Consider the following 11098-nt stretch of genomic DNA (forward strand, 5'->3'; position numbering starts at 1 on the left):
CGACTGGGTTGATAGGCCGGATGTGGAAGCCCTGTAAGGGGTGGAGCTGACCGGTACTAATAGGCCGAGGGCTTGTCCATAGTTGCTACGCGTCCACTGTGTTGTTCTGAAGAAACGACCCCCGCTTCCGGCGGCGATTTGGTTGATATCTTCATAGTGTTTCGGTGGTCATAGCGTGAGGGAAACGCCCGGTAACATCCCGAACCCGGAAGCTAAGCCTCACAGCGCCGATGGTACTGCAGGGGGGACCCTGTGGGAGAGTAGGACGCCGCCGAACAACCTTTAACAGGAAGCCCCCTGACCACCGGTCAGGGGGCTTCCTGCATTCCCCCGCCAGTGCGGTGGGGGAGGCCGGCCGCCGCAGGTGGGGGCGGCTGCTGTGGGTGGCTTACATGGCGCCACCGTTGCCGAATGGCACGCCCGTGGCTTGTTGCTGTTGCTCGGCTCCGCCTCGCGGGCCAACTACAGCGGGGGAGCAGGGCCGGTGCCGGGCACGGTTGCCGGGTGCGGGCGCGCAGAAACGGTTCTGCGGCCGGGTCTCGCGGGAACCGGGGTCGATTCTCGTACGTCGGGTCACTCGTGGTACGCCAGGACCGGGTTAAATAGGGCATTACGGCATGATCGAGTGACACCTTGTCCCGAAAGTGACCCCGGTTCAGTCCAGGGCCCGGCCGCAGAACCGTTTCTGCACGCCTCACCCCGCACCCACCCGCCGCCCGGCAACGGAGCCCTACCCACCACCCCCTGGCTCCTCGTAGTTGGCCGCGAGCGGAGCGAGCCACCCCAGCCACCAACACACCAACGCGCCCCATGGAAGTGATGGCGGATCACCGGGAGCGAACACGCACCGGCAACCCGGCCACAAGATGGGGGCTCGGCAGCCAAACAGATCCCGCACCACCACCCCCGCCCGCCGTGACCCTTGGCTGGCGCAGAAGAGTGGAGTGCGGTGGAAGTGGTGTGAGTTGCGCTGTGGTGTGGCAACGGATGTGGCTGTTCGGCCCTGTTCGAGGGCTGCTCAGCGAGAGGACTTCCATGCGTACCGGACGACTCGTCGGTGCCGGACTGGCAGGGGTGGCACTGACAGCCATCCTGGCCGGTCCCGCTCTGGCCGACAACCTTCCCGAGACCGTGTCCGCCACCGGTTCCCCGAGTGGCGTGACCGCCGTCTGTCCCCAGGGACTGCTGCCGGCTGACAACTGGACCATCACCAACGGCGATGGCACCCCGCTGGGCAAGGACCAGCGATGGACCTGGCGGACCTACGAGGGAGGTCGTGCTCTCACGGTCTGGATCGGCGGGTACCTCAACTCGCCGCCCCCGCCCCCGAGTATCACCTTGACGGTCTCCTGCACCTGCTGAGCAGTCGGCACCGCACTGGAGAGCGTGTCCTCGTCCGCCGTCGCGAAGTCGGTTCCGCGGCAGCGGCGGCAGGCGAGGACGCCGAGCGTGATCGCGCCGTCCGGACGTCCGGGTCTCTAGCGGGTCTCGTCGCGGAGCCGGTCGTACTGGGCGAACTGGTCGACCAGGGACTGCGGGGCGGTGTCGTCGAAGCACAGGACGAGATTGTCGGCGGACTCGGCGGCGAAGGCCTCGCTGCGCGGGAACAGCTTCTCCTCGTAGGCGGCGAGGGCCTGTTCGGTGTCGCCGGGGTGGGCGGCGAGGGCCAGGGCGAGTTCAGCCCCGTCGAACATGGCGAGGTTGGCGCCCTCGCCGGCGAAGGGGGACATCAGGTGGGCGGCGTCGCCCAGCAGGGTGACGCCGGGTGTCCGGTCCCAGCGGTGGCCCACCGGCAGGGCGTGGATCGGGCGGGGGATCAGTGCACCGTCCGCCTCGGAGACCAGGGAGCGCAGGCGCGGGTCCCAGTCTGCGAAGTGGGTCAGCAGTGCGGTCCTTGCGGCCCCCGCGTCGGTGAAGTCGACGGTGGCGGCCCAGTCCTCCGGCGCGGTGAGCGCGGCGTAGACGTGCAGGCTGCCGTCGGGCTCGTTGTGGGCGAGGAAGCCCTTGCCCGGGCCCAGGGCGAAGAGCATCCCGCCGCCGACGAGTTCGACGGCCTCGCGGTGCCGGGTGTTGGCGTCCTTCAGGTCGAACTCGACGAAGGACAGGCCCGAGTAGACGGGGGTGGCCTGGGAGACGAGGGGTCGGATCCGCGACCAGGCGCCGTCGGCGCCGATCAGCAGGTCGGTGGTGAACGTCGTCCCGTCGGCCAGGGTCACCTCGTGCCGGCCCGCGTCCAGGGGGCGGGCGGCGGTGATCTTGCTGCCCCAGTGGACGGTGCCCTCGGGCAGCGAGCCGAGCAGCAGGTTCCGGAGGTCGCCGCGCTCGACCTCGGGACGGGTGCCGTTGCCCTCGTCCTCCTCCTTGCGGAGCACCACGGCGTTCCGGTCCAGGATGCGCATGGCCTCGCCGCCGGGCAGTACCAGGGTCCGGAACTGCTGGTACAGGCCGGCGGCGTGCAGTGCGGCCTGGCCGGTGTCCTCGTGGATGTCCAGCATCCCGCCCTGGGCGCGGGCGGTGGCGGAGGCGTCGAGGTCGAACACGGCGGCCTCGACGCCGTGGGCGTGCAGGACGCTCGCCAGGGTCAGGCCGCCGAGTCCGGCGCCGACTACTGCGATGGGGTGGTGTGTGGTGGTGGTCATCGGCGGCTCCTGGATCGTGAGGTGGGTTCTTCGGCACCTGCTCTCATGAATCCAGGATGACGAACATGTTCGTTACGGTCAAGTTTCCCACGAACATGTTCGCCCAAAGAGGTGATCAGAGTGATCAGACCCTGGCCACCAGCAGTTCCTCGCCGCTGGAGGTGCCGAGCCCGTCCGTCCGGTCGGCGAAGTAGCGCTGGTTGAGCATGGCTGCCGAGATGTGCTCGGCTTCCTTGAAGCCGGCGGCCTCGGCCATGGCCAGGATGTCCGGCGGGGCGAAGAAGCTGAGGAACGGGGTTCCGGCGGCCCTGGCGCCTTCCGTCGCCGCTCGCATGCCGGCGCGCTTGTCCTCGTCGAGGAGGTCCGCGGGCAAGTGGAAGGTCATGGCCAGGGTGGAGCCCGGGGCCAGGGCGGCAAGCCGGCGCAGCATCGCCGCGTTGGCGTCCCTGGTGAGGTACAGGGCCACGCCGGCCGAGGCCACCACGGTGGGGCGGTCCGGGTCGAAGCCGGCGGCTGCCAGCTCGTCCCACCACGATGCGCCCGCCTCGAAGTCGACCGGCACCAGTCGGAGCCAGTCCGGGACGCCGTAGCCGAGTTCGTCCAGGCGTCGGCGCTTCCAGGCCTGGGGTTCGGGCTGGTCGACCTCGAACACCCTCAGTCGGGAGGCGATCTCGGGTCGGCGCTGGGCGAAGGTGTCCAGGCCGGCCCCCAGGATGACGTACTGGGTGACGCCGTGTCCGGTGGCCTGCTCCACCACCAGGTCCTCGATGAACCGGGCCCTGGCCACGATCGAGGCCCGGAACCAGCTGGTCCCGGTCGGATCCATGTCCCCGCGGCTGCGCCAGCCGTCGTCCGGGGCGACCAGTTGCAGGCCGATCTCGTCCTCGAGGACGTGCGGCGGTGCGTCGACCTGGACGTGCAGGGCCCGCCAGAGGGCCACCCGCACTGCGGTGTTGTCCGGTGCTGCGGTGCGTCGTTCGTCGGACATGGCGCGATCAGCCCTTGCCCGGGGCCTGAAGGCTCCACAGGCGTCCGTCCGGGTCGCGGACGGTCATCTCCCTGGTCCCGAAGTGGGTGTCCTCGAACGGGGTGACCACCTCGACGCCGGGGCCCGGCTGGAAGGCGTCCTCGTCGGTCACCTGCAGCACCAGCCGCGTTTCCGGCTCCTTGCTCTCCGGGACCTCGGCGATGAAGAGGTAGGGGCCGTCGCCGTTGCGCAACTGGCCGGAGTTGTGGCCGGTGTCGAACTCGAGCCGGTAGCCCAGCCCCTGGAAGAACTTGGCCGCCCTGCCCCAGTTGTGGGTCTCCAGGAACACGGCCTCGATGCCCTCGGTCGTCGTCATGTCGGCTCAGCTCTCCTTCTCGGACGTTGGCTCTGGCTCACTCGGGGCGTCGTCGAGGTAGGCGCGCAGCGCTGCGGCGACCAGCGCCGACAGCGACAGCTCCGATTCGATGGCCCGGTGCTTGACCTGCTTGATCAAGCCGATCGGCAAGTACACGTTGAACTGCTTCACATCCTCGTCGCCCACATGAGCATGCTAGCAAACTATCCGGCTAGTGGCAGGGTGAGGATGCGGGAATGCCGATCGGGGTCGAGGGCGGACGCCCAGAGCGGTGGGGCGGCGCTGGCCGGGACCTCCTGGAAGCCGGCCCGGAGGAAGACGCGGGCATGGCCGGTGGTGGCGGTGTAGACGGCGGGGAGGCGGTCGGCCTCGGCCCGGGCCAGGGCTCGGGCCAGTAGCAGCGACCCCAGGCCGGCGCCTTGGGCGCGGCGCAGGACGCAGAAGTTGTGCAGCACCCCGGCCGGGCGGCCGTTCACGCCGGCCTCGTCGGCCCCGCCCGCCCCGCCCGCCCCGCCGGCCTGGCCGGTGGCCCGACCGCGTGCCGCGGCCGGGTAGTGGCGCAGGGCCAGGCAGCCCTGGGGTGTGTTGCGGTCGTCCTCGGCGACCAGGAACTCGTGCGCGGTGGCGGTGTAGAGGCCCGGTGGGCGGTGGCGGAGTTCGCCGGAGCGCATGAAGGGTGTGGAGAGCAGGTAGAGCGTGTAGGCGTCGGCGGCCCGGGCCGGGCGGATCCGCCCGGCCGTCAGCGTGGTGCTCATCGCTCAGGCACGGCTCGCGGAGAGCTGCCGGGAGCGCAGCGATTCGAAGATCTCGCCGGCTCGGACCGCGGTGTTGGACAGGAGTGTCGAGGTGATGCCGTGGGTGTGCTCGGTGCCACCCTGGAGGTAGATGCCGGCGGTGGTGCCCGGTGCGAGTTCGGCCCGGTGGTCGCGGCCGACGCGGACCGCGTCGGCCTCGTCGCGCAGGCAGAGCTTGGCGGCGTCGCCGAGGAAGGTGGAGAGGTCCCGGGGCCGGTAGCCGGTGGCGTGCACCAGCAGGTCGGCGGAGAGCACCTCGCGGTCGCCGGTGGGCAGGAACTCCACGGTGACGTCCAGGCGGTCCTGAAGCTCGGTCACCTCCCGGATCCGGGAGACGTTGAGCATCCGAAGCCGTTCCCGGCCCTGTACCCGCTCCCGGTACCTGGTCGCGTAGAGGGACTCGATCAGTTCCTGGTCGACCACCGAGTAGTTGGTGCTGCGGTGGTAGTCGAACAGCGCCTGCTTCACCGCGGGCGGGGACTGGAAGTAGAGGTCCACCGCCTCGGGGTCGAAGATCCGGTTGGCGAAGGGGCTGTCGTCCGCCGGGGTGTAGCCGTACTTGGCGAAGACCGCGCACACCTCGGCCTGCGGGAAGCTGCGGTGCAGGTAGTCCACCGCCTCGGCGGCGCTCTGTCCGGCGCCGAGGACGACGGCCCGGCGCACCGCAGTGCTGGTCTCGGCCCGCTCGGCTCGCTCGGCCAACTCGGCCACGCGGGGCAGTAGTTCACTGGTGTGCCAGACCCGGTCCGAGCGGACCGTGCCGGGCGGCAGATGGGGTTCCAGGCCGACGGCGACGCACAGGTTGCGGGCCCTGCGGACCACGGTCCCGTTCCCCGGCGCGTCGGGATCGCGGCTGACCACGTCGAACCAGTGGACCTCCCCGTCGGGTCCGGTCACCGGTTCCACCGAGACCACCTCGGTGGAGTAGTCGACCAGGTGGGCGACGCGGGCGGCGGCCCAGTCGAAGTAGTCGTGGAACTCGATCCGCAGCGGGAAGAGGGTCTTCGCGTTGAGGAAGTCCACCAGCCGGCCCTGCTCGCGCAGGTAGCAGAGGAAGCTGTAGTCGCTGGTCGGGTTGCGCATGGTGACCAGGTCCTTCAGGAACGAGACCTGCATGGTCGCGTCGTCGATCAGCATGCCCCGGTGCCAGCCGAACCGGGGCTGCCGCTCCAGGAAGGCGGCCCGGATCCGCCGGTCCTCGGGGACGGCGGCGTTGTGCTCCTCGACTGCGATGGCCAGTGCGAGATTTGACGGGCCGAAACCGATGCCCAGGACGTCGTGGATCTCCGTGCGCGGAGTGTTCATTGCGTGGTGCCTCCCTTGACCAGCGACAGACTAAGTAAGGTTAGGCTTACCTTGCAACATTGCCTCTGCACCACTGCCCTCCGAGAGGAACTTCCATGCGGGTCGTCATGTTCGGTTATCAGACCTGGGGCCACCGGACACTCCAGGCCCTGCTGGAGTCGGAGCACCAGGTGGTCCTCGCCGTCACCCATCCGCGCAGCGACCATGCGTACGAGCGGATCTGGAGCGACTCGGTGGCCGAACTGGCTGAGAAGCACGGGGTTCCGGTGCTGCTGTGCAGCCGCCCTGACGACGCGTTGCTGGCGGCCGTACGCGAGGCCGAGCCCGATCTGATCGTGGCCAACAACTGGCGCACCCTGCTGCCGCCGGAGATCTTCGACCTGCCCCGGCACGGCACCCTCAACGTCCATGACTCGCTGCTGCCGGCCTACGCCGGCTTCTCGCCGCTGATCTGGGCGCTGATCAACGGCGAGCGGGAGGTCGGGCTGACCGCGCACCGGATGAACGCCGAACTCGACGCCGGGGACGTGCTGTTGCAGCATGCGGTGCCGGTTAGCCCGGAGGACACGGTGACCGACCTGTTCCACCGCACGGTGGACCTGATCGGCCCGCTGGTGCGGGAGTCGCTGGACCTGATCGACTCGGGGCGGGCGCAGTGGACCGCCCAGGACCGCAGCCGGGCCAGCTTCTTCCACAAGCGCTCGGAGGAGGACAGCCGGATCGACTGGAGCTGGCCGGCCGAGTCCATCCAGCGCCTGGTCCGGGCCCAGTCCGACCCGTACCCCAACGCCTTCGCCTACCACCGCGGGGAGCGGATCCGGATCGTCGCGGCCGAGGTGTCGCAGGCCTGCTACGGCGGCACGCCGGGGCGGATCTTCATCAGGGAGGGCGACGGCGTGGTCGTCGTCGCCGGGGCTGAGGCCCGCAGCGGGCGGCTGCGCGGCCTCGCCGTCACCCGGGTGCGTACCGAGGACGGTACGGAGCACGCGGCCACCGACTACTTCCGCACCATGGGCGGCTACCTGACCGCGCGTCCGTGACGGCCGCACGCACCGTGGTCGTCAAGTACGGCGGCCACGCCATGACCGAGCCGGCGCTGCGGCGGGCCTTCGCCCGGGACGTGGTGCGGTTGCGGGAGGAGGGGCTGCGGCCGGTGGTGGTGCACGGCGGCGGCCCGCAGATCGGCGCGGAGCTGGACCGGCGGGGCATCAAGACGCCGTTCCTGAACGGCCTGCGGGTCACCGGCCCCTCGGCGCTGGACGTAGTCCGGATGGTGCTGGCCGGACGGGTACAGCCGGAGCTGGTCGGCCTGCTCAACGAGCACGGGCCCTACGCGGTCGGGCTCAGCGGGGAGGACGCACGCACCCTGACCGCGGAGCGGCGGTACGCCGAGGTGGCGGGGGAGCGGGTGGACCTCGGGCTGGTCGGCGATGTGGCTCGGGTCGACACCGCGCTGCTGGAACTGCTGCTGGACCACGGCCACATCCCGGTGCTCTCCTCGCTGGGGCGCGGCGAGGACGGCCAGGTCTACAACGTGAACGCCGACACGGCCGCGGGCGCGGTTGCGGCGGCGCTGCGGGCGGAGACGCTGGTGGTGCTCACCGACGTCCCCGGCCTGTATGCGGACTGGCCGCGGAGCGAGCGGGTGGTGGACCGGATCGGCGCGGGGGAGCTGGAGTTGATGCTGCCGGGGCTGAGTGGGGGGATGGGACCCAAGATGGAGGCGTGCCTGCGGGCGGTCCGCGCGGGGGTGCGGTCCGCACGGGTCCTGGACGGACGGTCACCGCACGCCCTCATGGCCGGGCTGGCCGGGAGCGCCGGTGCGGCGGGCACAGCGGGCGCGGCGGGTGTGGGGACGACGGTGCTGCCGGACGAGCGGTAGCCAGTGGGTTGAGGGTGACGGGCCCGTCAGCGTTGTGCCGGCGGCCCGTCACCTGTGCTTGCGGGTCAGCCCGTCGCTGTGGCGGGAGCGGGAGCAGGGGCGTGGTGGCGGCCCATGGGGATGACCATGGGGGTGCCGCTGACCGGGTCCTGGGCGACCTGGCAGCGGAGGCCGAAGACCTCCTCCACCGTCTCGGCGGTGATCACCTCGGCCGGTTCGCCCTGGGCGACGATCCGGCCGGACTTCATCGCGATGATGTGGTCGGCGTAGCGGCAGGCCTGGTTGAGGTCGTGCAGCACCATCACCACCGTCCGGTGCTCGTTCCGGTTGAGGTCGGTGACCAGGTCGAGCACGTCGATCTGGTGGGCCAGGTCCAGGTAGGTGGTGGGCTCGTCCAGCAGCAGCACCGGGGTGCCCTGGGCCACCGCCATGGCGATCCAGGCGCGTTGGCGCTGGCCGCCGGAGAGTTCGTCGACCGGGCGGTCGGCCAGCTCGGTCATCCCGGTGGCGGCCAGTGCCGCGTGCACGGCCAGCTCGTCGGCCCGGGACCACTGCCGCCACCAGGTCTGGTGCGGGGAGCGGCCGCGGTTCACCAGGTCGAGCACGGTCATCCCCTCCGGGGTCACCGGCCCCTGCGGCAGCATGCCCAGGCGCTGGGCCAGTTCCCGGGTCGGGATCGACTGCAGCACCCGGCCGTCCAGCTCGACCGTTCCCCGACGCGGCGTCAGCAGCCGTGCCAGTGCCCGGAGCAGGGTGGACTTGCCGCAGGCGTTGGCGCCGACGATGGCGGTCACCTGCCCAGGCGGGATGGCGAGGTCGAGGTCGCTGACGATCTGCCGGTCGTCGTAGGCCAGGTGCAGCGAACGCACCGTCAACTCCGGGTGGGCGGGGCTCTTCGTGCGTTCCGTGCGGTCCGGGCGTTCGGTGGCAGCGGGGGGCGTGGGCATGGGTTCAGCCTCCAGATCCGGCGCGGTTCGCGCGGGTGAGCAGCCAGAGCAGGACCGGCGCGCCGATGACGCCGGTGACGATCCCGACCGGCAGCTCGGTGCCGGGGATCACCTCGCGTGCGACCAGGTCGCCGACGAGGACCATCAGTGCCCCGGTGAGTCCCGAGGCGAGGGTGGGCGGCCAGGCGGTGCCGGCCAGCCGCTGGGCGGTCTGCGGTGCGGCCAGGGCCACGAAGGCGATCGGGCCGGCGGCCGCGGTGCCGAAGGCGATCAGGCCGACGCCGGTGACCAGGACGGCCAGCCGGACCGTCTGCACCCGGGTGCCCAGCCCGGCGGCGACGTCGTCGCCCAGCTGCAGCGTGCGCAGTTGACGGCCCAGCAGCAGCGACACGGGCAGCAGGACGAGCAGGGCCAGGGCGAGCGGGCGGGCCTGGTCCCAGGTGCGGCCGTTGAGGTTGCCGACCAGCCAGCCGATCGACTCGGACGCCTGGAACCTGCTGCCGTTGGCGACCAGGTAGTCGGTGGCGCTGGAGCAGATCCAGGACACCCCGATGCCGATCAGGATGATCCGGTAGCCGGTGCTGCCGCGCTTCCAGGAGAGCAGGTAGACGATCAGGGCGGTGCCCAGCGCGCCGAGCAGGCCCAGGGTCTGGGCGCTGACGTGGCTGTCCCAGCCCCAGACGATGCCGGCCACCACGGCGGTGCCCGCGCCCTCGGTCAGGCCGATCATGTCCGGGCTGGCCAGCGGGTTGCGGGTCATCGTCTGGAAGAGCGCGCCGGAGATCCCGAAGGCGGTGCCGACCAGCAGTCCCACCACCGCCCGTGGCAGCCGCAGGTCGCGGACCACCAGCAGGGTGCCCGGATCGCCCTTGTCGACCAGCGCCTTGACCACGCCGAGCAGGCTGACCGGGTAGTCCCCGATGGAGACGCCCCAGCAGAAGACCAGGAAGACAGCGACGGCGAGTCCGGCGCTGACGGCGATCAGCCGCGGTCGCAGCAGGGCGGAGACGGGCGGCACGGCCAGTCGCAGCGCGCGTACCCGTGGTGCGGCGGCGGAGTTCGCGGTGGGGAGGGTCATGGTCAGATCTCCGCGAGTCGGCGTCGGCGTACCAGGGCGATGAAGAAGGGGCCGCCGATGAAGGCGACGATGATGCCGGCCTGGACCTCGATGGGGCGTTCGATCAGCCGGCCGACGATGTCGGCCAGGAGTAGCAGACAGGGGGCCAGTACCGCGGAGATCGGCAGCAGCCAGCGGTGGTCCGGGCCGAGGCCGGCCTGCTGGGCCACGATCCTGGCCGCGTGCGGGACCACCAGGCCGAGGAAGACCACCGGACCGATCACCGCCACCGCGCCGCCCGCCAGCAGCACGATCGCGACGACGCCCTGGAAGCGCACCAGGCCGAGCCGGCGTCCGAGCGAGGCCGCCACGTCGTCGCCCAGCGCCAGGCTGTTGAGCGCGGGCGCGCAGCTCAGCGCGAGCAGTGTGCCGAGGGCGAGGAAGGGCAGGAAGTGCAGCACGGTGGAGCCGGTGGCGGTCCCCAGTGAGCCGGCCGACCAGAACCGGTAGCGGTCCAGGGCGTCCGGGTCGGTGAGCACCACGGCGCTGGTGAGTGAGGACAGCAGTGCGGTGACGGCCACACCCGCCAGGGCCAGTTTGACCGGTGTCAGTCCGCTGCGGCCGGTGCGGCCCAGCAGGTAGACCACGAGGCTGGCGGCCATCGCGCCGGCGAAGGCGAACCAGATGTAGCCGAGCAGCGAGCCGAGCCCGAACAGTTCGATGGCCAGCACGATCGCGAAGGACGCGCCGGCGCTGACCCCGAGGATGCCGGGGTCGGCCAGCGGGTTGCGGGTCAGTGCCTGCATCAGCGCGCCGGACAGGCCCAGTGCCGCTCCCGCGGTCAGGCCGAGGGCGGTGCGCGGGACCCGCGCCGACCAGACGATGTCGTGCACGTCCTGGTCGGGCGGATGGCCGAGCAGGGTCCTGGCGACCTCGATCGGCGGGATGCTCCGGGCGCCAAGTGACAGCGACAGCAGACAGATTGCCAGCAGAGCGGTGCCGAGCAGGGCCACGAGCAGGGTGGGGCGAAGCGCCGCACTCCGGGTCACCGGCGGGCCTCCTTGGGGGTGCCGTCAGGGGAATAGCTTTTTAGGTTAGGCACACCTTAGCTTGATCGCCCTGGAGGGTTCT

The 11098-nt window shown here is 71.1% G+C and carries 12 protein-coding genes and 2 rRNA genes; 5 read left to right on the forward strand and 9 right to left on the reverse strand.

What is annotated here, in order from left to right:
• From ABUW04_RS09070 to ABUW04_RS09080, 3 genes are all read left to right on the forward strand, one after another.
• Positions 1-80 (forward strand): 23S ribosomal RNA (locus ABUW04_RS09070); the annotation flags it as partial.
• Positions 81-160: 80 nt separating this feature from the next.
• A 5S ribosomal RNA gene (gene rrf / locus ABUW04_RS09075) occupies positions 161-277 on the forward strand.
• A 758-nt stretch (positions 278-1035) separates the two neighbouring features.
• Positions 1036-1362, forward strand: coding sequence for a hypothetical protein (locus ABUW04_RS09080; RefSeq protein ID WP_380563929.1), 327 nt, complete (start codon positions 1036-1038; stop codon positions 1360-1362).
• Between the two features lie 116 nt (positions 1363-1478).
• Here ABUW04_RS09080 and ABUW04_RS09085 read toward each other — a convergent pair whose 3' ends face one another.
• The 6 genes from ABUW04_RS09085 to ABUW04_RS09110 all read right to left on the reverse strand — a co-directional run bounded on the left by ABUW04_RS09085 (position 1479) and on the right by ABUW04_RS09110 (position 6081).
• Positions 1479-2639, reverse strand: a complete 1161-nt coding sequence (locus ABUW04_RS09085; protein WP_380563930.1) for an FAD-dependent oxidoreductase — start codon at positions 2637-2639, stop codon at positions 1479-1481.
• A gap of 124 nt (positions 2640-2763) precedes the next feature.
• Entirely contained in the window at positions 2764-3627 is an 864-nt protein-coding gene (locus ABUW04_RS09090; protein ID WP_380563931.1) for a class I SAM-dependent methyltransferase, read from the reverse strand.
• Positions 3628-3634: 7 nt separating this feature from the next.
• Positions 3635-3982 carry a VOC family protein gene (locus tag ABUW04_RS09095; RefSeq protein WP_380563932.1) on the reverse strand — a complete coding sequence of 116 codons (348 nt, stop codon included), beginning with the start codon at positions 3980-3982 and terminating at the stop codon, positions 3635-3637.
• Positions 3983-3988: 6 nt separating this feature from the next.
• On the reverse strand, positions 3989-4168 hold the full coding sequence (locus tag ABUW04_RS09100) for a ribbon-helix-helix protein, CopG family (RefSeq protein WP_030255477.1): 180 nt from the start codon (positions 4166-4168) through the stop codon (positions 3989-3991).
• 17 nt (positions 4169-4185) lie between these two features.
• Positions 4186-4737 carry a GNAT family N-acetyltransferase gene (locus ABUW04_RS09105; RefSeq protein WP_380563933.1) on the reverse strand — a complete coding sequence of 184 codons (552 nt, stop codon included), beginning with the start codon at positions 4735-4737 and terminating at the stop codon, positions 4186-4188.
• A 3-nt stretch (positions 4738-4740) separates the two neighbouring features.
• Positions 4741-6081, reverse strand: a complete 1341-nt coding sequence (locus tag ABUW04_RS09110) for a lysine N(6)-hydroxylase/L-ornithine N(5)-oxygenase family protein (RefSeq protein WP_380563934.1) — start codon at positions 6079-6081, stop codon at positions 4741-4743.
• A gap of 95 nt (positions 6082-6176) precedes the next feature.
• Here ABUW04_RS09110 and ABUW04_RS09115 point away from each other — a divergent pair, with 95 nt between their 5' ends.
• Both ABUW04_RS09115 and argB read left to right on the forward strand, forming a co-directional pair.
• Entirely contained in the window at positions 6177-7121 is a 945-nt protein-coding gene (locus tag ABUW04_RS09115; RefSeq protein ID WP_380563936.1) for a methionyl-tRNA formyltransferase, read from the forward strand.
• Positions 7118-7963 (forward strand): acetylglutamate kinase, encoded by an 846-nt coding sequence (gene argB / locus ABUW04_RS09120; RefSeq protein ID WP_380563937.1) that lies wholly within the window; start codon positions 7118-7120, stop codon positions 7961-7963. The genes ABUW04_RS09115 and argB overlap by 4 nt, the downstream gene beginning before the upstream one ends.
• A gap of 65 nt (positions 7964-8028) precedes the next feature.
• Here argB and ABUW04_RS09125 read toward each other — a convergent pair whose 3' ends face one another.
• The 3 genes from ABUW04_RS09125 to ABUW04_RS09135 are packed head-to-tail and all read right to left on the reverse strand — an operon-like array spanning position 8029 to position 11016.
• On the reverse strand, positions 8029-8910 hold the full coding sequence (locus tag ABUW04_RS09125) for an ABC transporter ATP-binding protein (RefSeq protein WP_380563939.1): 882 nt from the start codon (positions 8908-8910) through the stop codon (positions 8029-8031).
• A gap of 4 nt (positions 8911-8914) precedes the next feature.
• Entirely contained in the window at positions 8915-9988 is a 1074-nt protein-coding gene (locus ABUW04_RS09130; RefSeq protein ID WP_380563940.1) for a FecCD family ABC transporter permease, read from the reverse strand.
• A gap of 2 nt (positions 9989-9990) precedes the next feature.
• Positions 9991-11016, reverse strand: coding sequence for a FecCD family ABC transporter permease (locus tag ABUW04_RS09135; RefSeq protein WP_380563942.1), 1026 nt, complete (start codon positions 11014-11016; stop codon positions 9991-9993).
• Between the last annotated feature and the right edge of the window lie 82 nt (positions 11017-11098).

The organism is Streptacidiphilus jeojiensis, assembly GCF_042510965.1.
Classification (GTDB): Bacteria; Actinomycetota; Actinomycetes; order Streptomycetales; family Streptomycetaceae; genus Streptacidiphilus; species Streptacidiphilus jeojiensis.

Excerpts from the sequence above, each read along its gene's own strand:
- ABUW04_RS09080 (WP_380563929.1), top strand. The coding sequence starts at position 1,036 with ATGCGTACCGGACGACTCGTCGGTGCCGGACTGGCAGGGGTGGCACTG.
- ABUW04_RS09125 (WP_380563939.1), bottom strand. The coding sequence starts at position 8,910 with ATGCCCACGCCCCCCGCTGCCACCGAACGCCCGGACCGCACGGAACGC.
- ABUW04_RS09115 (WP_380563936.1), top strand. The coding sequence starts at position 6,177 with ATGCGGGTCGTCATGTTCGGTTATCAGACCTGGGGCCACCGGACACTC.
- ABUW04_RS09130 (WP_380563940.1), bottom strand. The coding sequence starts at position 9,988 with ATGACCCTCCCCACCGCGAACTCCGCCGCCGCACCACGGGTACGCGCG.
- ABUW04_RS09095 (WP_380563932.1), bottom strand. The coding sequence starts at position 3,982 with ATGACGACGACCGAGGGCATCGAGGCCGTGTTCCTGGAGACCCACAAC.
- ABUW04_RS09110 (WP_380563934.1), bottom strand. The coding sequence starts at position 6,081 with ATGAACACTCCGCGCACGGAGATCCACGACGTCCTGGGCATCGGTTTC.
- ABUW04_RS09105 (WP_380563933.1), bottom strand. The coding sequence starts at position 4,737 with ATGAGCACCACGCTGACGGCCGGGCGGATCCGCCCGGCCCGGGCCGCC.
- ABUW04_RS09085 (WP_380563930.1), bottom strand. The coding sequence starts at position 2,639 with ATGACCACCACCACACACCACCCCATCGCAGTAGTCGGCGCCGGACTC.
- ABUW04_RS09090 (WP_380563931.1), bottom strand. The coding sequence starts at position 3,627 with ATGTCCGACGAACGACGCACCGCAGCACCGGACAACACCGCAGTGCGG.